General features: G+C 64.7%; 14 protein-coding genes. 7 read left to right on the top strand and 7 right to left on the bottom strand.

The genetic code is table 11. The annotated features are described in order from the left end of the window. Positions 1-92: 92 nt before the first annotated feature. From tldD to ACYPXD_RS25945, 3 genes are all read right to left on the bottom strand, one after another. Positions 93-1,559, bottom strand: a complete 1,467-nt coding sequence (gene tldD / locus ACYPXD_RS25955) for a metalloprotease TldD (RefSeq protein ID WP_459717903.1) — start codon at positions 1,557-1,559, stop codon at positions 93-95. Between the two features lie 136 nt (positions 1,560-1,695). After that, positions 1,696-2,556, bottom strand: a complete 861-nt coding sequence (locus ACYPXD_RS25950; RefSeq protein ID WP_459717900.1) for a carbon-nitrogen hydrolase family protein — start codon at positions 2,554-2,556, stop codon at positions 1,696-1,698. Between the two features lie 244 nt (positions 2,557-2,800). Beyond that, on the bottom strand, positions 2,801-7,060 hold the full coding sequence (locus tag ACYPXD_RS25945; protein ID WP_459717897.1) for a YhdP family protein: 4,260 nt from the start codon (positions 7,058-7,060) through the stop codon (positions 2,801-2,803). Positions 7,061-7,264: 204 nt separating this feature from the next. Between ACYPXD_RS25945 and glnE the strand changes: the two genes are divergently transcribed. Then, complete coding sequence (gene glnE, locus ACYPXD_RS25940; RefSeq protein WP_459717894.1) at positions 7,265-10,093, top strand: bifunctional [glutamate--ammonia ligase]-adenylyl-L-tyrosine phosphorylase/[glutamate--ammonia-ligase] adenylyltransferase; 2,829 nt, start codon at positions 7,265-7,267, stop codon at positions 10,091-10,093. 99 nt (positions 10,094-10,192) lie between these two features. Here the strand turns inward: glnE and recN are convergent, their stop codons facing one another. Both recN and ACYPXD_RS25930 read right to left on the bottom strand, forming a co-directional pair. Continuing rightward, a complete protein-coding gene (gene recN, locus ACYPXD_RS25935) occupies positions 10,193-11,884 on the bottom strand; it encodes a DNA repair protein RecN (protein ID WP_459717890.1) in 1,692 nt (563 codons plus the stop codon). A 134-nt stretch (positions 11,885-12,018) separates the two neighbouring features. Then, the gene (locus tag ACYPXD_RS25930) at positions 12,019-12,927 is read right to left on the bottom strand and encodes an NAD kinase (RefSeq protein WP_459717887.1); all 909 of its coding nucleotides are present in this window, start codon (positions 12,925-12,927) and stop codon (positions 12,019-12,021) included. 311 nt (positions 12,928-13,238) lie between these two features. On the opposite strand from ACYPXD_RS25930, the gene hrcA reads away from it, so the two are divergent. From hrcA to ACYPXD_RS25915, 3 genes are all read left to right on the top strand, one after another. Further along, complete coding sequence (hrcA, locus tag ACYPXD_RS25925; RefSeq protein WP_459717884.1) at positions 13,239-14,273, top strand: heat-inducible transcriptional repressor HrcA; 1,035 nt, start codon at positions 13,239-13,241, stop codon at positions 14,271-14,273. A gap of 242 nt (positions 14,274-14,515) precedes the next feature. Then, positions 14,516-15,586 (top strand): ferrochelatase, encoded by a 1,071-nt coding sequence (gene hemH, locus ACYPXD_RS25920; RefSeq protein WP_459717881.1) that lies wholly within the window; start codon positions 14,516-14,518, stop codon positions 15,584-15,586. 98 nt (positions 15,587-15,684) lie between these two features. Continuing rightward, positions 15,685-16,092 (top strand): RNA-binding S4 domain-containing protein, encoded by a 408-nt coding sequence (locus ACYPXD_RS25915; protein ID WP_459717878.1) that lies wholly within the window; start codon positions 15,685-15,687, stop codon positions 16,090-16,092. Here ACYPXD_RS25915 and ACYPXD_RS25910 read toward each other — a convergent pair. Together ACYPXD_RS25910 and ACYPXD_RS25905 are read right to left on the bottom strand one after the other, a co-directional pair. After that, positions 16,064-16,225 carry a hypothetical protein gene (locus ACYPXD_RS25910; RefSeq protein WP_459717875.1) on the bottom strand — a complete coding sequence of 54 codons (162 nt, stop codon included), beginning with the start codon at positions 16,223-16,225 and terminating at the stop codon, positions 16,064-16,066. The genes ACYPXD_RS25915 and ACYPXD_RS25910 overlap by 29 nt on opposite strands. A gap of 59 nt (positions 16,226-16,284) precedes the next feature. Next, positions 16,285-16,521: a hypothetical protein gene (locus tag ACYPXD_RS25905; protein WP_459717871.1), complete on the bottom strand. Its 237-nt coding sequence runs from the start codon at positions 16,519-16,521 to the stop codon at positions 16,285-16,287. Positions 16,522-16,625: 104 nt separating this feature from the next. Between ACYPXD_RS25905 and grpE the strand changes: the two genes are divergently transcribed. The 3 genes from grpE (at position 16,626) to dnaK (ending at position 19,809) form a co-directional block, all read left to right on the top strand. Next, positions 16,626-17,207: a nucleotide exchange factor GrpE gene (gene grpE / locus ACYPXD_RS25900; RefSeq protein WP_459717867.1), complete on the top strand. Its 582-nt coding sequence runs from the start codon at positions 16,626-16,628 to the stop codon at positions 17,205-17,207. 87 nt (positions 17,208-17,294) lie between these two features. Next, positions 17,295-17,720, top strand: coding sequence for a thioredoxin family protein (locus tag ACYPXD_RS25895; RefSeq protein ID WP_459717864.1), 426 nt, complete (start codon positions 17,295-17,297; stop codon positions 17,718-17,720). Between the two features lie 142 nt (positions 17,721-17,862). After that, the gene (gene dnaK / locus ACYPXD_RS25890) at positions 17,863-19,809 is read left to right on the top strand and encodes a molecular chaperone DnaK (RefSeq protein WP_459717861.1); all 1,947 of its coding nucleotides are present in this window, start codon (positions 17,863-17,865) and stop codon (positions 19,807-19,809) included. The last annotated feature ends 268 nt before the right edge of the window (positions 19,810-20,077 follow it).

Raw genomic sequence — 20,077 nt, 5'->3', positions numbered from 1 at the left:
GCAAGCGCGATTGGCAAGCGTGGAGGCAGGAAAATGCGGAAAATCCGCACGCTTTCGGCAATTTCTGCGGAAAGCGTGCGAATAAGCGGCGATCAGACCGTTCCGCCGACCGTCATCCGGTCGATGCGCAGCGTCGGCTGGCCGACGCCCACGGGCACGCTCTGGCCTTCCTTGCCGCACACGCCGACGCCCGTATCGAGCGACATGTCGTTGCCGATCATGCTGACGTATTTGAGCGACTCCGGCCCGCTACCGATCAGCGTCGCGCCCTTCACCGGATAGCTGATCTTGCCGTTCTCGATCATGTATGCCTCGGATGCCGAGAACACGAACTTGCCGTTCGTGATGTCGACCTGGCCGCCGCCGAAGTTCACCGCATAGAGGCCGTTCTTCACCGACGCGATGATTTCCTGCGGATCCTTGTCGCCGTTCAGCATGTATGTGTTGGTCATGCGCGGCATCGGCAGCGCCGCATACGATTCGCGGCGCGCGTTGCCCGTGACCGGCATCTTCATCAGGCGCGCGTTCAGCGTGTCCTGGATGTAACCCTTCAGGATGCCGTCTTCGATCAGCGTCGTGCACTGCGTCGCGTTGCCTTCGTCGTCGATATTGAGCGAGCCGCGACGGTTCGGCAGCGTGCCGTCGTCGACGACGGTCACGCCCTTGGCCGCGACCTGTTCGCCGATGCGGCCCGCGAACGCCGATGAGCCCTTGCGGTTGAAGTCGCCCTCGAGCCCGTGGCCGATCGCTTCGTGCAGCAGCACACCGGGCCAGCCCGGGCCGAGCACGACGGTCATCGCGCCGGCCGGCGCCGGACGCGCGTCGAGGTTCACGAGCGCCGCATGCACGGCATCGTCGACGTAGCGCGACAGGATGTCGTCGGTGAAATAGCCGTAGTCGAAGCGGCCGCCGCCGCCGCCGGTGCCGATTTCGCGGCGGCCGTTCTGTTCCGCGATCACCGTCACCGACACGCGCACGAGCGGCCGGATGTCGGCCGCGAGCGCACCGTCGCTGCGCGCGACGAGCACGACGTCGTATTCGCCGGCGAGGCCCGCCATCACCTGCGTGATGCGCGGGTCGCGGCCGCGCGCCATCTGTTCGATGCGTTCGAGCAGCTTGACCTTGGCCGTTGCGTCGAGCGAATGCAGCGGATCGGACGGCAGATACAGATCGCGGCCCGCAACGCCCGTCAGCGACGAAGCTGCCTTGATCTTCTGCTTGCCTCCGCCGGCCTTCGCGATTGCGCGCGTCGCAATGGCCGCCTGGCGGATTGCGTCGGGCGACAGATCGTCCGAATACGCGAATGCGGTGCGGTCGCCGGACACGGCACGCACGCCGACACCCTGGTCGATGCTGAAGCTGCCGGATTTGACGATGCCTTCTTCGAGACTCCACGCTTCGCTGCGTGTCACCTGGAAGTAGAGGTCCGCGTAATCGACGCGATGCGTGAAGATGTCGGCGAGCGTGCGGGTCAGCAGGGCTTCGTCGAGGCCGTAGGGCGTAAGGAGGACGTCCTTGGCGGTCGCGAGATTACGGATGCTGGGTTCGATGATGTTCATGCGAAGTAGGTTCGGCTCGATTCAAGGGATTCGGACGGTGCGCGTGGCTTCATATATGGGTGATAGCCGATGCGCTTTCAATGTGTGGCGGTTCTCTTGTGCGTGCATGCGATTACGCGGACGGCGCCGGACGGCGCTAGCCGAGCACGCGATGCCGGTACGCCGGCAGGCTTTGCCGCACTTCATCGATGCGGGCCCGCTCGATCGCGCCGGCGACGACGCCCGCGCCTTCGTCGCGCACGTCGATAATTTCGCCCCAGGGGTCGATCAGCATGCTATGTCCCCACGTGCGTCGGCCATTTTCGTGCTTGCCGCCTTGTGCCGCTGCGAGCACGTAGCACTGATTTTCGACAGCACGCGCGCGCAGCAGCGTTTCCCAGTGCGCGCGGCCGGTCGTATACGTAAACGCGGACGGCACCACGATCATCGCGCAGTCGCCGAGGCGCCGGTATAGCTCCGGAAAGCGCAAATCGTAGCAGACCGACAGGCCGACCCGCCCGAACGGCGCGTCGAACGCGCGCACGGCTTCACCGGGACGGATCGTGCGCGCTTCGTCGAACGATTCGTCGCCTTTTTCGAAGTTGAACAGGTGAATCTTGTCGTAGCGCGCGACTTCGCGGCCCGCGGGGTCGAACACGAGCGTCGTGTTCAGCACGCGCGACGGTTCCGGCGCGGTGAGCGGCAAGGTGCCGCCGATGATCCACACGCCGTGCCTGCGCGCGGCATCGGCCAGAAAACGCTGGATCGGGCCATCGCCGTACGGCTCGCGCACGGTGAGCTTGTCGGTGTCCTTGAAGCCCATGAAGCAGAAGTACTCGGGCAGCAGCACGAGTTGCGCGCCGTCGGCGGCCGCTTGCGCGATGAGCTTTGCCGCGTCGGCGAGGTTGCGGTCGCGATCGGGCGTGCTGACCATCTGCAGCGCCGCGACGCGGTACGGAGTGGCCAGTGGTGGCGATGATGCCTGGCTGGCCGGGGATTGCGCGTGTTGATCGCTCATGAGCGTATCGAAAGATTCCTTTCGGGGCGGCGTCGTGCGCCAGAGGGCACGACGCCGCGCGTGGACGAAACCTGCGCGGGATGCACGGAACCGCGGCACAGAACTGCGGCACGGCAGTGCGGCATGCAGCGAGCGACGGAAGTTGTGCAGTGCGGCGAGCGTTTTGCCGCCACTCGCGCAGCAACTCGCTTGATGTGGCCTTAGTGCGCCCTTAGTGTGCCGTTCGTGCGCCCTTCGTGCGCCGTTACTGTGCCGCTGCCGCCTGCGCCGCAGGTCCTTCGTCCATCTTACCGCGATCGCCGTGGACCCGCTCGACGTGAGGTTTCGCCCACGATCCGGTGATCGCATAGTCGAGTACGAACGCATGCTCGAGCGACTGCGACAGCACGATGTCGCCGACCAGCGCGCCAAGCCCGATTAGCGGATTGATGATCGTCGCGGCGACGACGCCCGCGCCGACGCTGACGGTCGGAAACACGCGCACGTTCAGGTCCTGCGTTTCGTGCGCAAGGTCGACGCTGCCTTTCATTTCGGCGCGCGCCGGTGCGGTAACCAGCTTGAAGTTGTCGGTGCGGCCGATGCCGTCGGTGATTTCGCTGGTGCCCGTGACGCTCGAAAACGGCAATCCTTCGCCGATCACGTCGCGGAAATCGAGCGTCGCGAAACGCGCAAGGCTTTGCAGGCTCACCACGCCGAGCAGCTTCGCGACGCCGGGGTCGACCTTCAGGATCTGCCCATGCTGCAAATCGACGGCCAGATTGCCATCGAGCGTCTTGTAGTCGATCCGCGCCGGGCCGCCTTGCCACGCCAACTTGCCTGACAGCGTGCCTTCGCCGTCTTTCAGCGTGCGCGGCAGGCCGGCGCGTTCGAGCAGATCGCCCGCGTTTTTCACCTCGAGCTTGAAATCGACCGCCGTGCGGCGCGGCGTATTCTGGTCGGTCACCGCGCCGTATTCGCGCAGCGTGCGCCAGTTCGCGGTGGCCGTAAACGTGGCCGCCGGGTTGCTGATGTCGAGCTTGTCGAGCTGCCAGACCGGCACGCCGTCTTCCTCGAAATTGCGCGCATCGACCTCGAGCCGGCCGACGTCGCGGCCGCGCACGATCAGTTCGTTGACGACAAGGTCGATGGTCGGCATGTTCTGCGCGGGTTGCTGCATTGCCGGCCCGAGCAGATCGCTGTCGGTGGCGGCTGGAATCACGAGACGCGCGAGGCGCGCCTGCAGCGTGCCCGGCGAATCGCGCGTCGTGCCCGGCAGCCACGATACGTGGCCCGACACCTGGTTCGACGCGATGTTCGCCTGCCACGTCCGGTCGTAATGCGACGCGCCGACCACCACGCTTTCCCAGTGGCGCTTGAGCAGCGTCAGCGTGCCGATATGCAGCGCGAAGCGGTTCGGTATGAACTGCGCGGTCGTTTCGCTCGGCGGAACCGGCGCGACACCCTGGTTCGCATTGCGCATCTGGATGAAGAGTGCGCGCCAGGCGTCGGCGTCGAGCGTGTCGAGATCGACCGTGGCGGCGACGCCTTCGGAAGGCAGGTCCGCGGGCCGGTTGACGCCGATCGCGCCGCGCACGACTTTCGGCATTTGATGCGGCTCGCTGCGCAACAGATAGGTTGCCGCGATCGGGCCGAAGTTGAGATCGGCGCGTTCGAGGCCGCTGTTTCCACTGCTGTCCGCGCCGCTGTTTCCGGTGCCGCTCGCCTTTGCCTCGCCGTTTTGTCCATTCGCCGGCGGCTTGAACGAGAAGCTGAGCGGCATTGGCGTACCGGCCGGCTTGTTGAACGGCGCGGGGAAGTCGAGGGCAAGGCCGGTCAGATCCGAACGCCCGGACACTTCGGGCAGGCGTCCCTTCGCGCCGCGCACGCTGAGCGCGTACGGCGCGCCGCCCTGGACGTGGCTCAACATCTGCGGCGCGAGTCCGCGCAGATCGAGCTCGCGCGCCGCTTCGAGTGCGACGTGTCCGTTCAGATCGAGCGCGTAGGTGCCGTTTTCCCGCAGCCCGCCGTTCGCATGAATATCGCCGCCGAAAAAGCGCCCGGCGAGGTTGTCGACCTCGGCCGTGTGCTCGGTGAAGCGCACCTTGCCCGTGAGTTGCGACAGCGGCGGCACCCTTTCCATCGCCAGCCGGTTGTTCTCGAAGGTGATCGAGCCCGCGACGCCGACCCGCGGTTTCGGCGCGTGCGGATCGAGCGGCGCGCGCGGCACGGTCAGCTTCAGCGCGAGCGCGGCGGAGCCGTCGGCCTTCACCTTGCGCGTGAGGTGCTTCGTCATGATGCCAAGCGAGCTGTCGTCGACATAGTCGAGCATGTCCGACAGCGGCCCGTGGCCGGTGCCGTCGATGACGAGGCTTTTCGCGCGGTTACCGAGGTCGTCGATCTTGCCCGTCACCTTGTTGACGCTCACCCGCTTGTAATGCGCGTGGTCGACGTCGAAGCGCAGCACGTTCTCCTTCAGCGAGAACACGCCGTCGATGCCCTCGAAGCCGGGCCAGACGCTGGGCGTGCCGTTTTTCAACGTGCGCGGCGGATACGGCGTCGGGTCGAAGCGCCCCCCCGTAAACGGCGCGACGATACGGAACACACCGGCGTCCGGATCGCGCGCATACGGGAATTTTTCGAGGTTGCCGTGGATCTGGATCGTCGCGCCGCGCGAGATGCCCGCCTGCAAGCCGTGGCCCAGATACTGACGCAGCTTTTCGCTGATGCTGGTCGGCAGATAGCGGACGATTCTCGATACCTGCGCGTGCTCGAAGGTTGCGTCGAGGTCGAGCGAGCCGCGCCCGTGCCCGACATTCGAATAGCTTGCGCTCGCCTTCGCGACGGTGTCCTCGTTCGCTACCGTAAGCTCGGACACGTCGACCCTGAACGCCCTGTGCTTGTCGCCCGCCGCGATGGTCGGCGCGACCGTCCACGTGCCCTTGCCTTGCAGCCGGTCGAAGGTCAGGCGCGGGTCGTCGAACACGCCCGGCAACGTGATCGCGGCCTTTTGCGTGTCGAGCGTGATCGAACCTTGCTTTTCGTTCGCGTCGATCGACCCCCACAGATTTTCGAAGCCCGGAATGCCGGCACGCGGATGGCCGCGCGCGGTCAGCCCCGGCGGCGGCTCCTGGGCTGCCACGCTGATGCCTTGCAGATCGCCCTTGAACGTGTAATGGATGATCGGCTCGGCGCCGGTCTCGGGGCGTTCGGTTGCCGCCTCGCCGGACTCCGGCTTGTCGCGCTCGACTTCGATCGTGTAGTTCGACACGATGCCGCGCGGATTGAAGCGCACGAGGTTGTTGAGAAGCCGCCGCGGCAGCGGCAGCGCGCGGCTGAATTCGGCGAGGATGCCGAGGTCGACGCGATCGCCTGAAAAGCTGATCAGCTGACCGTGCTGGATGTTCTGTTTGCGCAGGCGGCCGTTCAAGGTGCTGAGTGCGAGCGCGCGCGTCACCGGCGTGCCGTCGGGCAGCGGCGGCTGGCCGAGCTCCGCGCGCAGGTTATGCAACTGCAGCGTGTATTCGTCGGCTTCGTGCGCGAAGGTCCACGCGAATCGCGCGACCGGCAGGTCGAGCTTCGGCTGGGTGGGACGCACACGCAGCGCGATGTCGCTGCCCGACAGCTCGCCGGTCGCGGACAGGATGCGCCCTTCCGAAAACTCGACCCAGATCGCGTTATCGATGCGGCCCGCGTACGTCGCGATCGGGAATTCGATGTAGCGCGCGAGCATCGGCAGATCGACGGGCCCCGTCGACAGATAGGCGCTGCCGCTCCAGTTGATCGGCTTGCCCATCGCGCCGGTCCGTGCGTTTCTGAAATGGGCGCGAAAATCGAGCGGCCCCATCAGCACCTTGCCGTCCGCCGGCGCCTGTAGCGCAAAGCGATGTTCGTCGCCATCGTTAAGGATCGCAAGGCGGATGTTCTGCAATGCGATTTCGGGCACGTTCTTCTGCGCGTCGCGCCAGCGCAGCGTGCCGCCGCGCAAGACCATGGCCTGCTGGCGCAAAAGCCAGGTGGAGAACGTGTCGTTGCCCGTATGGCCCGTTGGCAGCGGCACGCCGGCGACCGACAGCGTGCCGTCGTCGTTGCGCTCGACGAGCACATCGGGCTGATCGACGATGAGGCTCGAGAGGATCGGCTGCAGCTTCCACAAGGTACTCCACGACACGGTCGCGGTAGCGTGCGGAATGGACAGCGCGACATGGCCGTCGCGATCGCGAATCGTGAGGTCGGAGACTTCGACGCCGGGTTGAAAGCTGATCCAGTGCGGCGTTAGCTTGCCAATCGATAACTGCGCGTGGATTTTTTCGGAGATCGCGGCTTCAATGCGCGGACGAAACGATTCGACTTGCGGCAGCACGACATAGCGTAGACCGAGCACAAGCAGCAACGTGAGGAAGTACGCGACGAGCGCGACGCCCAGCACGAAGTGAAGTGTGTGCCGCAGCACCACATGGTCGCCTCCGCTGTCGTGCCGGACGCGTCCTACGTCGTGCCGGTCAGCGGGTAGGTTTCGCTCGGACATGCTTAAGGCAGGTGGGCGTATGGTAGTTTTGCGGACTAACAATGAAATGTATCACACGAGCCGTCGCGAGGTACTTCCGGCAAACCCTGTGCCGGTGGGGCCTGGCGGCGCGCCGGCCGCATTTTTTGCAACGCTTTTGCAAACCTGCTTTCTTGATGCGGGCAGGAGCGGCAAGCGGGAATCAAAGCAGATCATAAAAGCCAGTTGAAGCAACGAGCGAGCCAGATACCGATGACCGATACGATGTTGTTGAGTTCCAGCTATTCGAATTACGCATGCCGGGCGTATGACGCGCGCCCCGAACTGGCCCGGCGCGTCGCGGCACTGGCGGCGGCGCCCGTTACCCGCGAGCGGATCGACGCGCGGCTGGACGAACTGTGTGGACTGGGAGACGAACAGCGCGCGGCCGCGGCCGCGTCGCTGACCGAAGATGCATTGAAACAGGCGCTGCGCCAGTTGCGCACCGAAGTGTTCTGCGCCGCAATGGAGCGCGATCTTGCCGGTCACGCGGACGTCGCCGAAGTCACCGGCACGATGACCGACCTCGCCGAAGCGACGATCCAGCGCGCGCTCGTCGTGCTGTCCGCGGAACTCGAAGCGCAGTTCGGCGAGCCGCGGGGCCCGGACGGCGAGCGGCTGACGCTCGGCGTGGTCGGCATGGGCAAGCTCGGCGGGCGCGAACTGAACGTGTCGTCGGACATCGATCTGATCTTCGTCTACGAAGACGATGGCGAGACGGCCGGCGGCCAGCGCGCCGCGATCGCGACACAGGAATACTTCACGCGGCTCGGCAAGCGGCTGATCGGCGCGCTTGCCGAAGTGACGAGCGATGGCTACGTGTTTCGCGTCGACATGCGGCTGCGGCCGAACGGCGATTCGGGGCCGCTCGTCTGCAGCCTCGGTATGCTCGAAGAGTATTTCTACGTGCAGGGGCGCGAATGGGAGCGCTACGCATGGATCAAAGGGCGGCTCGTGTCCGAGCAGCGCAGCGCCGAGGCGCGGCGCCTGGCGAAACTGCTCGATGCGATCGTGATGCCGTTCGTCTATCGCCGCTATCTGGACTTTGGCGTGATCGGCGCGATTCGCGCCCTGCATCTGCAGATTCGTCAGGAGGCGCAGCGCCGCGCGTCGATGCGGCCGGACAAGGCCGACGACATCAAGCTCGGGCGCGGCGGCATACGCGAGATCGAATTCAGCGCACAGGTGTTTCAGCTGATCCGCGGCGGCCAGGACGCGGGCTTCCGGATCCGGCCGACGCTGGCGGTGCTGCGTCACGCGACGGCGCGCGGGCTGATCGCGACGCCGGTCTGCGAGGCGCTCGCCGGTGCTTACCGCTTTCTGCGCGAACTCGAACATCGGCTGCAATACCGCAACGATGCGCAGACGCATGCCATGCCCGTCGATGACGGCGAACGTGCGCGTCTCGCCCAGTCGATGGGCTTTGCCGACTACGCCGCGTTGATGGCGACGCTCGATGCGCACCGCGAGCGCGTCGAGCATCAGTTCGATCAGATCTTCGCCGACAAGGTGAACGGCGAGGGCGGCCGCGCGGCGCACGACGACGGTGCGGCTGCCTGGGTGTGGAGCACCGCGCTTGCCGACGACAGCGCCAGCGATGCGCTGGCCGCGCGGCTCGTCGAACTGGGCATTGCGGAGCCCGACGAACTGCTGGCCCGGATGCGCGCGGTGTGGCACTCGTCGCGCTACACGGGGCTGCCCGAGCGAAGCCGCGAGCGCTTCGACCGCGTCGCGCAGCGCACGCTCGAAGCGGCGCGCACGCTCGAACCGCCCGAGCGGCGCGGCGACACCGTCGCGCGCGTGTTCGATCTGCTCGAAGCCATCAGCCGGCGCGGCGCGTATCTCGCGCTGCTGACCGAGTATCCGCAGGCGTTGCATCGTGTGCTGTCGGTGCTCGGCGCATCGCGCTGGGCAGCCGGCTATCTGATTCGCCATCCGCAGCTGCTCGACGAACTGCTCGACGACGAAGCGATCGCGAGCCCGTTCGACTGGGCCGAGTTCAAGCGCACATTGCGCCTGCGCCTCGCGGCGGCGGACGGCGTCGAGCATCAGATGGACCTGTTGCGGCATGCGCACCAGGCCGAGGTGTTCCGCATTCTGCTGATCGATCTGGCCGGCAAGCTCAGTGTCGAGCATGTGAGCGACCGTCTCTCCGAACTCGCCGACGCGGTGCTCGACGTCACCACCGAAGCGGTCTGGAATCAGCTTGCGAAGCGCCATCGCGATGTGCCGCGCTTTGCGATCATCGCGTACGGCAAGCTCGGCGGCAAAGAGCTCGGGTACGCATCGGACCTCGATCTGATCTTTTTGTACGACGATCCGGCCGAGGTGGCGCCCGATGTCTATGCGACCTTCACGCGCCGGCTGATCTCGTGGCTCACGACCGCGACCGGCGCCGGCACGCTATTCGACGTCGATCTGCGCTTGCGGCCGAACGGCGAATCAGGGCTGCTCGTGACGGATCTCGATGCATTTCGCCGCTATCAGCTGCGCGAAGGCGACGCGGCGAATACCGCGTGGGTCTGGGAGCATCAGGCGCTGACGCGCGCGCGCTATTGCGCCGGCGACACGCAGATCGGCGCGCGCTTCGAGGCGATTCGCGAACAGGTGCTGACGATGCCGCGCGAGGCAGCGCCCCTCATGAAGGAAATCGTCGAGATGCGCGAGCGCGTGGAGGCCGGGCATCCGAACCGCACGCCGCTGTTCGATCTGAAGCACGACCGCGGCGGGATGGTCGATATCGAGTTCACGGTTCAGTACTGGGTGCTGCTGCATGCGGCGCGCGATCCCGAGCTGATCCGCAATACCGGCAATATCGCGCTGCTGCGCGAGGTGTCGCGGTTTGGGCTCATGAGCGGCGACGAAGCGGAAACGGTCGGCGCGGCGTACCGGCGGTACCGGAAGCTGCAGCACCAGTTGCGGCTCGATGGGATGGAGAAGGCGCGGGTCGACCCGGTAACCGTGACGGCGGAGCGCGACGCGGTATTGCAGCTTTGGAAGCGGGTGTTCGGCTGACTCGCGATGCTCGGGGCACCGGGAAGCGGTAGTGAAGGGCTGAAGGGCAGGGGCGCCGTTGCATTGGGCGGCCCCCGCTGCTTCGTTAGCGGGTGAAGGTCATGCCGTCAGCATTTCCTTCGCGTGCTTGCGGGTTGTCGCGGTGATTTCGAGGCCGCCGAGCATCCGCGCGACCTCTTCGATCCGGCTCGCCTTGTCGAGCGGCGTGACGGTGCTGAGCGTTGCGCCCTTGCTACCCTTGCCGTTTTTGCCGTTCGTGCTCTTCGCGACCTGGAAATGATGGTCGCCGCGCGCGGCGACTTGCGGCAAGTGCGTCACGCACAATACCTGACGGTCGCGGCCCAACTGATGCAGCAGCCGCCCGACCACTTCCGCGACGCCACCGCCGATGCCGGTGTCGACTTCGTCGAAGATCAGCGTCGGGGTCGGGCTCGCCGTGCTCGCGATTACCGCGAGCGCGAGACTGATACGCGCGAGCTCGCCGCCCGATGCGACTTTGGCGAGCGGCCGCAGCGGCACGCCCGCATGGCCGGCCACGCGGAACTCGATCTGCTCGAGCCCATGCGCGCCGCCTTCCGGCAACGCGACAAGCGCCACTTCGAAGCTGCCGCCCGCCATCGACAGTTCCTGCATGCCGGTGGTCACCGCCGAGCCGAGTGCCTTCGCCGCTTTTCCGCGCGCCTTCGACAGCTGTTTCGCTTCGGCGAGGTAGGCGTCTCTCGCCTTGCTCTCGGCGGCGCGCAGGCTGTCGAGGTCGGCCGCGGCATCGAGCGCGTCGAGCTGCGCGCGGCGCGCCTGATGTTCTTCGGGCAACGATTCGGGCTGCAGCCGGAATTTGCGCGCCGCCGAATGCAATGCGTCGAGGCGTTTTTCGACTTCCGCGAGCCGGTCGGGATCGAGTTCGAGCCGCTGCGCATAGTGCGATAGCGAGTACGACGCTTCCTGCAACTGGATCTCGGCCGGTTCGAGCGCCGCGAGCGCGTCGTTGAGCGCAGGGTCGATTTCCGCGAGATCGCGCAGCTTCGAGATGATCGCGCCGAGCTGCGTGATCATCGCGTCGTCCGATTCGGACAGTGCGCCCAGCGCGCCCTGCACGCCGTCGATCAGGTTCGCGGAATGCGACAGACGCCGGTGTTCGCTATTCACCTCTTCCCATTCGCCGGGCTGCGGCGCGAGCTTGTCGAGTTCGGCGAGCTGCCAGGCGAGCCGTTCGCGTTCGAGCTGCAGTTCGCGGTCGCGCGACTGCGCGTGCTCGACCGCCTGCGCCGCGTCGCGCCAGCCGCGCCACGCGCGCGATACCGCGGCGGCCACATCGGCGAGCCCCGCATGCGTATCGAACAGCTCGCGCTGCGCGTCGGGGCGCATCAGCAATTGATGCGCATGCTGGCCGTGGATGTCGACGAGCATTTCGCCGAGCTCGCGCAACTGCGCGAGCGTCGCGACCGTGCCGTTGATGAACGCCCGCGAGCGGCCGTTTGCATCGATCACGCGGCGCAGCAGGACGGTGCCGTCCTGCGCTTCGCCGTCTTCGGGTTGCGCGGCGAGCGCCTGGTCGTCGAGCCACTGGTCGACGAGCGTGTGCGTGTCGAATTCCGCGGTGATGTCTGCGCGTGTTTCGCCGGCGCGCACGACGCTCGCGTCGCCGCGCGCGCCGAGCGCCAGTGCAAGCGCGTCGATCAGAATCGACTTGCCGGCGCCGGTTTCACCGGAGAAGACCGTAAAGCCGCTGTCGAATTCGAGGTCGAGCGCGGCGACGATGACGAAATCGCGAATCGAGAGGTGGCGAAGCATGGAGTCGGCTGGTTCGTGTGTCCGGCAGCGTGCGGGTTGGATAGGGGGATGATGCGGCGGGTGGGTCCGGTTCGTGCGGTCCGGCGGGTCTGCCATGTCCGGATTGTTCGCGGTTGTCCTCGATGCTTGCCGGATCAGTTGTCGTCTTCTTCATCGCTTTCGTGCGACGGGTATTCGTTCCAGTGCAGCTTCTTGCGCAGTGTGGCGTAGTAGCTGTAGCCGACCGGATGCAGGAACGGCACCGTATGGCGCGAGCGGCGCACCTCGATCGTATCGTTCAGTTCGAGCGACGTGAACGACTGCATGTCGAAATTCACATTGACGTCGCGGCCCGAGATGATCTGGATGCTCACATTCGAATGGTCCGGCAGCACGATCGGCCGGTTCGACAGCGCATGCGGCGCGATCGGCACGAGCACGATGCCATCGAGTTGCGGATGGAGGATCGGCCCGTTCGTCGAAAGCGCATAGGCGGTCGAGCCGGTCGGCGTGGCGACGATCAGTCCGTCCGAGCGCTGGTTGTACATGAAGCGGCCGTCCACCGACACGCGCAATTCCACCATGCCGGACACGCCGCTGCGGTTCACGACCACGTCGTTGAACGCGAGCGCGTGGTAGAGCGGTTCGCCGGCGCGCATGATGCGCGCCTCGAGCAGCGTGCGCTCCTCGCGCTCGAAGCTGCCGCCGAGCATCTGCACGACGATCGTCTGCATATCCGAGATCGGGATGTCGGTGATGAAGCCGAGGCGCCCGTGGTTGATGCCGATCAGCGGTGTCTTGTAGGGCGCGAGCTGGCGGCCGATGCCGAGCATCGTGCCATCGCCCCCTAGCACGACCGCGACATCGGCGCGCGCGCCGATCTCCGCGGGCCGCAGCGCCGGATAGCCAGTGACGCCGATCTCCTGTGCGATCTGCGCCTCGAATACGATATCGAACCCGCGCCTGGCGATGCAGGACGCGAGTTGCATCAGCGGCTCGCCGATGCCGGGCGTCTGGGGGCGCCCGACGAGCGCAACGGTCTTGAACTGGCTGGTAACTTGCATGCCGGCATTACACCATAGCTGCGGGCCGAAAAGAACCGTCGCCCCGCGTCGGAAGAACCGTCGTAGCGGGCCGAAGGAGCCGTCGATGCTGGCGCCGGCGCGGGTAAGCGCCGCTCTCTTGCGTATAGCCGATTATCGTTAGAATGGTGAAGCGCTGATGACAACGGCCGGCGCTTGCCCTCGTCAGCGCGCGAGCGAGGGCCTTCGCGGTGCGCTTCGCATGGCGCGGCGCCGCAATGTCTTGCGGGGTGCGTGCCGCAGGTACGCTTAACGCTCGCGGCGGCGTCGTCATTGAGCTAAAATTTTTCGCCATGTTAGATCCTCGCGCACAAACCCTCCTCAAAACGCTGATCGAGCGGTATATCGCCGAAGGTCAGCCGGTCGGCTCGCGCACGTTGTCGCGGTTTTCCGGGCTCGAGCTGAGCCCGGCCACCATCCGCAACGTGATGTCCGACCTCGAGGAGCTCGGTCTCGTGATCAGCCCGCACACGTCGGCTGGGCGCATTCCGACGCCGCGCGGTTACCGGCTTTTCGTCGACACGATGCTGACCGTCGAATCGGTCGCCGACGAAGAGGCTGTCACACGGGCTGTCAAGAAAACGCTGCAGCCCGACGTGCTGCAGACGGGCGAGCCGCAAAAAATCGTCGCGGCCGCGGCGAGCGTGCTGTCCAATCTGTCCCAGTTCGCCGGCGTCGTGCTGACGCCGCGGCGCAGCCATGTATTCAAGCAGATCGAATTCATGCGCTTGTCCGACAAGCGTATTCTGCTCATCATCGTGACGCCCGAAGGCGATGTGCAGAACCGGATGATGGCGACGCAGCGCGACTATTCGCCGGCCGAACTCATCGAAGCGTCGAACTACATCAACGCGCATTTCGCCGGCCTGTCGTTCGACGAAGTGCGCCGCCGGCTGCGCGAAGAGATCGACCAGCTGCGCGGCGACATGACGACGCTGATGCATGCCGCCGTTACCGCGAGCACCGACGAAACCGATACGGGCGAAACCGTATTGATTTCGGGCGAACGCAAACTGCTCGAAGTGGCCGATCTTTCGTCGGACATGGCGCGGCTGCGCAAGCTGTTCGATGTGTTCGACCAAAAGACGAGCCTCCTTCAATTGCTCGACGTATCGAGCCACGCGCAAGGCGTGCAGATTTTCATCGGCGGCGAATCGAATCTCGTGCCGATCGAGGAAATGAGCGTCGTGACCGCGCCGTACGAAGTGAACGGCACGATTGTCGGTACGCTCGGCGTAATCGGCCCGACACGCATGGCTTATAACCGCGTGATTCCGATTGTCGATATCACGGCGCGCCTGCTTTCGTTGACGCTAAGCCAGCAGTAGATGCCTCCCTGTGCGGCGTGCCGCACGTTTTCATGCATGTACCTGCCTTCATGATGCTGCGTTGTGCGGTGTTTGCCAATCTGCCGAATGGCCAGGTTTCGGCCGCGAACCGCGCCGCTATAATGGCCTTCACCTGATACGTTGCTGCCTTCGGTCGCATGGAGCGACTTGCGGTGGTCTCGAGCGGCCGTACACGGCGCGCTTCCTTTGCCTCATAGCCCTTTGCCTTTTGCCCGTAATCTATGCGCTTTGATCTCGAGCGGCCTCTGCAGTCCGCTGTCGCACACCGCGTCGCGGTCCTGCTGATCAATCTCGGTACGCCCGATGCACCGACGACGGGCGCTGTGCGGCGCTATCTCGCGCAATTTCTGTCGGATCCGCGCGTCGTCGAAATTCCCGCGGTGCTGTGGCAAGTCATTCTGCGCACGGCCATTCTGCCGTTTCGCAGCCCGGCGTCGGCGAAAAAGTACGCGGCGGTGTGGATGCCCGAAGGGTCGCCGCTCAGGGTCTACACCGAAAAGCAGGTGGAAGGCCTGCGCCAGTTGCTGCACGCGAACGACTACGCAGTGATCGTCGACTACGCGATGCGCTACGGCACGCCCGACATCCCGGCAATGCTGAACCAGCTGAAGCTGGCGGGCGCCGAGCGCGTGCTGCTGATGCCCATGTACCCGCAGTACTCGTCGTCCACCACCGCCACTGCGTTCGATGCGGCGTTCGGCGCGCTCAAGCGGATGCGCAATCAGCTCGAGATCCGCACCGTGCGTCACTATGCGGATCATCCCGCTTATATCGCTGCGCTCGCCGCGCAGGTGAATCACTACTGGCATGTGCACGGCCGCCCGGATTTTGCAGCCGGGGACAAGCTGGTATTGAGTTTTCATGGCGTGCCCAAACGTACGCTCGATCTCGGCGACCCCTATCACGAGCAGTGTCAGCAAACGGCGTCACTGCTTATGCATGCGCTGGAACTGACGCCGGTCGAGTGCCGTGTCACGTTTCAGTCCCGCTTCGGCAAGGCGGAATGGCTGCAGCCCTATACCGCGCCGACGGCCAAAGAACTCGGTGCGGCCGGTGTGCGTCGTATCGATGTGTTTTGCCCCGGCTTTACCGCCGACTGTCTCGAGACGATCGAGGAAATCGGCATGGAAGTGCGCGATGAGTTCGTGCACGCGGGCGGCAAGGAGTTTCACCGTATCGCCTGCCTGAATGCGTCGCCGGTCTGGATTGCCGCGCTTGGCGAAATCGTCGCGCAGCATCTGCAAGGGTGGCCGGTGCAGGAGAGTGCGCGGCAGGCAGCGGTGGCGTCGTAAGCGAAGTGTGCGGGCATGCCACCTGCGTCGGTTATCCGGTAACCCGGTTCGTGTGCCGCGGAAGGCCATGGCGCGCGAGGCGTTTGAATGACAGATAGATGAACTACAAGATTTCGACTGAACCCGACGCCCGGTTGCGCATCGATAAATGGTTGTGGGCGGCGCGTTTCTTCAAGACGCGGTCGCTTGCGGCAGATGCGGTCGAGAAGGGGCGGGTGCGCATTGGCGGTGCGAGCGTCAAACCCGCGAAGGACGTGCGGGTGGGCGACCTCGTCGCAATCGAAATCGAGCGGATTGTCTGGCAGGTGCAGGTGCTGGGCGTGTGCGATGTGCGAGGGCCCGCCTCGGTCGCGCAGACGCTTTATGCCGAAACGGACGAAGGCCGGACGAAGCGGCTGGCGGAACTCGAGCGGCGCAAGCACTTCCGGGAGCCGACAGCCACGCTGCACGGCCGGCCGACGAAACGCGACCGGCGCATTATCGACAAACTTTCAGGTGGGGATTGAACAGCGACTCCATCGTCGCGTGCACACCGCCATATTCGGTGGTGTGGTCGTTGACGGCGCCGGACATGCAGATGGTCGTGGTTCCCGCGATGAGCACCAAGGCGACCACCGATATTGCGAAGGTCAGTTTCACGGTACTCCCCTTGGAGATGCAAAACGGGAAACGGGCGGTTCACGGTGGTAAGCGACACGTCAGATTAGGGTAAACATGCCTTTTCCGACGTTCTCAATGAGTTTAGGCCACTCGCGGACCGCGCTCAATCTCAATATGATGACGGGCGAGTCATGGATGTAACGGCGAATTTCTCCCATCATTTTTTGCCCCGTTGCGGTGCAAAAAGGGCTGGCGAGCCGCTTGAAACCGGTTGCGCGCAACCTCATCTGCACTGCTGTTGAGCGGCCAATGGTGTTGTGAATTTGCAACGCCATTGCGCGCCCATGCGCTGGCCGGTTAAAACGGCCGGTTCATGCGAAGCGCCGGGCGACATGCGGGCCGCTTTGATAGTTTTAATTCTTTATCGACTTTCAGCGACATGGAAAACACGCAAGAGAAACCGACGAGCCAGAATCCCACGCCCGCCGACGATGCCGCGCGCCAGGCCGCCGATGCCGCGGCGCAACAGCCCGCGGGCGCAGCCAACGCCGCAGACCCGCAGGCGTCAAGCGCGGAAGCCGCACTCGCTGACGCGCAGGCCAAGATCACCGAGTTGCAGGAGAGCTTCCTGCGCGCGAAGGCCGAAACCGAAAACGTGCGGCGCCGCGCGCAAGAGGACATCTCGAAGGCGCACAAATTCGCGATCGAGAATTTCGCCGAGCACCTGCTGCCGGTTATCGATAGTCTCGAAGCGGCCGTCGCGCACTCGTCGGACGACCTCGCGAAGGTGCGCGAAGGCGTCGAACTGACGTTGCGCCAACTGACCGGTGCGCTGGAAAAAGGGCGCGTCGTTGCAATCAATCCGGTCGGCGAGAAGTTCGACCCGCACCGCCATCAGGCCATTTCGATGGTGCCGGCCGAGCAGGAGGCGAACACGGTCGTCGCTGTGCTGCAGAAGGGCTATGTCATCAGCGACCGGGTGCTGCGCCCGGCGCTGGTCACGGTGGCGGCGCCGAAGTAAGCGGGACGCATCCGTCCCGCATGCAACGCGACGTCCGATGCGACGTTGCGCGCTTAACGCACTCCAGATTTTTCGCATTCTTGCTTTATGGCCAGCATCCCTGTAGACCCATCCGCCTTTGCCGCTTTCGATATGCAGGAACTGAGCGCCGATACGTTCGACGACGGTCTCCAGTCGGCCGGCGACGAACTGGCGGTGGTGTTTTTCTGGGGCTTTGACTGCTTCAACTGCGAGATCGCGAAGAAAGCGATGCTCGCGAAGCCCGACGAGATCCGCGCGCTCGGTCTGCGCTGGTTTCACAGCAACGTGTACGAGCATCGTGAACTGGGCCGCCGCTTCCTGTTGCATGGGGTGCCCACGTGGTTCTTCTTCCACCGGGGCAAGCGGCTTGGCCGCGCGACCGGCTGGCACGGCATCGCTCAGTTCGAAGCCGCTGTGGCGGCGGCCCGCGAGAAAATTCACGCCGCCGGACGGAGCAATAGTGCGGTCACCGGCGAGCGCGCCGGCGATTGAAAAAAATTAAAGACCGCATCGTATTCAAGGTCTTGAAAACGCTGCCAACGCACTTATGTTGAGTGCAGGTATGAATTGAGGGGCGGGGCGACCGGCAGACAACGGCGTTTCCGCAGCGATCAAAGTCAGGAGATTAGTAAAAATGGGCAAGATTATCGGTATCGACCTCGGCACCACGAACTCGTGCGTGGCGCTGATGGAAGGCAATCAGGTCAAGGTGATCGAGAACTCGGAAGGCGCTCGCACGACGCCGTCGATCATCGCGTACATGGACGACAACGAAGTGCTCGTCGGCGCGCCTGCGAAACGCCAGTCGGTTACCAACCCGAAGAACACGCTGTTCGCGGTCAAGCGCCTGATCGGTCGCCGCTTCGAAGAGAAGGAAGTCCAGAAGGACATCGGCCTGATGCCGTACAAGATCGTCAAGGCTGAAAACGGCGATGCGTGGGTCGAAGCGCACGGCCAGAAGCTCGCGCCGCCGCAAATTTCGGCGGAAGTGCTGCGCAAGATGAAAAAGACCGCCGAAGACTACCTCGGCGAGCCGGTTACGGAAGCGGTGATTACCGTTCCGGCGTACTTCAACGACAGCCAGCGCCAGGCCACCAAGGACGCAGGCCGCATCGCCGGCCTCGAGGTGAAGCGGATCATCAACGAGCCGACCGCTGCCGCGCTCGCGTTCGGTCTCGACAAGGCCGAAAAGGGCGACCGCAAGATCGCGGTGTTCGACCTGGGCGGCGGTACATTCGATATTTCGATCATCGAAATTGCGGATGTGGACGGCGAGATGCAGTTCGAAGTGCTGTCGACGAACGGCGATACGTTCCTCGGCGGCGAAGACTTCGACCAGCGCATCATCGATTACATCATCGGCGAGTTCAAGAAAGAGCAAGGCGTCGACCTGTCGAAGGACGTGCTCGCGCTGCAGCGCCTGAAGGAAGCGGCCGAAAAGGCGAAGATCGAACTGTCGTCGACGCAGCAGACCGACATCAACCTGCCGTACATCACGGCGGACGCGTCGGGTCCAAAGCACCTGAATCTCAAGTTCACCCGTGCGAAGCTCGAAGCGCTCGTCGAAGAACTGATCGAACGCACGATCGAACCGTGCCGCACCGCGATCAAGGATGCAGGCGTGAAGGTCGGCGAAATCGACGACGTGATTCTCGTCGGCGGTATGACGCGTATGCCGAAGGTGCAGGAAAAGGTGAAGGAGTTCTTCGGCAAGGACCCGCGCCGTGACGTGAACCCGGACGAAGCGGTGGCAGTCGGCGCCGCGATCCAGGGCCAGGTGCTCTCGGGCGACCGCAAGGACGTGCTGCTGCTCGACGTGACGCCACTGTCGCTCGGTATCGAGACGCTCGGTGGCGTGATGACGAAGATGATCAACAAGAACACCACGATCCCGACGAAGCACGCGCAAGTGTATTCGACGGCCGACGACAACCAGTCGGCGGTGACGATCAAGGTGTTCCAGGGCGAGCGCGAAATGGCGGCGGGCAACAAGCTGCTTGGCGAGTTCAACCTGGAAGGCATTCCGCCGGCACCGCGCGGCGTGCCGCAGATCGAGGTGAGCTTCGACATCGACGCGAACGGCATCCTGCACGTCGGCGCGAAGGACAAGGCGACCGGCAAGGAAAACCGCATCACGATCAAGGCGAACTCGGGTCTGTCCGAGGCCGAGATCGAGAAGATGGTGAAGGACGCGGAAGCGAACGCCGAGGAAGATCACAAGCTGCGTGAACTGGCCGATGCCCGCAACCAGGGCGACGCGCTGGTCCACAGCACGAAGAAGGCGCTCACCGAGTACGGCGACAAGCTCGACGCCGGTGAGAAGGAAAAGATCGAAGCGGCGTTGAAGGACCTCGAGGACACGCTGAAGAGCGGCTCGGCCGACAAGGCGGAGATCGACGCGAAGATCGAGACTGTCGCGACCGCATCGCAGAAGCTCGGCGAGAAGATGTACGCCGATATGCAGGCGGCGCAGGGCGCGGCCGGCGCGGCGGCGGGTGCCGCGGCTGCCGACGCTGCGTCGGGTGCCGAGAAGGCCGACGACGTCGTCGATGCGGACTTCAAGGAAGTGAAGAAGGACTAAGCCGGGGGTGCTGTCCGACCCAGGCCGCGCATGACTCGACCATGCGCGGCCCGGCTGGAAGACCTGCGGTCACCCCTGGATCGAAACCCTTGGATCGAAACCTTCGGGCCAGATCCTTTGTTTGGTTTAATCCCAGGCTAAAAGCTGGGTTGAAGCCCTCCGGGTTAAAACCCTATGGGTTAAACCCCGATCGGAAGCCGCACGGAAAACGCGCCTGGCGAGCCTTTACGGCTCTCCGGGCACATTTGTTTTATGGCGGGCATGGCTT

This window comes from Paraburkholderia sp. 2C (genome assembly GCF_054589215.1).
The sequence above is the reverse complement of the archived record's forward strand: the minus strand, read 5'-3'. Positions and strand labels throughout refer to the sequence as shown.

Excerpts from the sequence above, each read along its gene's own strand:
- ACYPXD_RS25905 (WP_459717871.1), bottom strand. The coding sequence starts at position 16,521 with ATGGCGTTGCAAATTCACAACACCATTGGCCGCTCAACAGCAGTGCAG.
- tldD (WP_459717903.1), bottom strand. The coding sequence starts at position 1,559 with ATGAACATCATCGAACCCAGCATCCGTAATCTCGCGACCGCCAAGGAC.
- hrcA (WP_459717884.1), top strand. The coding sequence starts at position 13,239 with ATGTTAGATCCTCGCGCACAAACCCTCCTCAAAACGCTGATCGAGCGG.
- dnaK (WP_459717861.1), top strand. The coding sequence starts at position 17,863 with ATGGGCAAGATTATCGGTATCGACCTCGGCACCACGAACTCGTGCGTG.
- ACYPXD_RS25945 (WP_459717897.1), bottom strand. The coding sequence starts at position 7,060 with ATGTCCGAGCGAAACCTACCCGCTGACCGGCACGACGTAGGACGCGTC.
- recN (WP_459717890.1), bottom strand. The coding sequence starts at position 11,884 with ATGCTTCGCCACCTCTCGATTCGCGATTTCGTCATCGTCGCCGCGCTC.
- ACYPXD_RS25930 (WP_459717887.1), bottom strand. The coding sequence starts at position 12,927 with ATGCAAGTTACCAGCCAGTTCAAGACCGTTGCGCTCGTCGGGCGCCCC.
- ACYPXD_RS25895 (WP_459717864.1), top strand. The coding sequence starts at position 17,295 with ATGGCCAGCATCCCTGTAGACCCATCCGCCTTTGCCGCTTTCGATATG.
- hemH (WP_459717881.1), top strand. The coding sequence starts at position 14,516 with ATGCGCTTTGATCTCGAGCGGCCTCTGCAGTCCGCTGTCGCACACCGC.
- ACYPXD_RS25950 (WP_459717900.1), bottom strand. The coding sequence starts at position 2,556 with ATGAGCGATCAACACGCGCAATCCCCGGCCAGCCAGGCATCATCGCCA.
- grpE (WP_459717867.1), top strand. The coding sequence starts at position 16,626 with ATGGAAAACACGCAAGAGAAACCGACGAGCCAGAATCCCACGCCCGCC.
- ACYPXD_RS25915 (WP_459717878.1), top strand. The coding sequence starts at position 15,685 with ATGAACTACAAGATTTCGACTGAACCCGACGCCCGGTTGCGCATCGAT.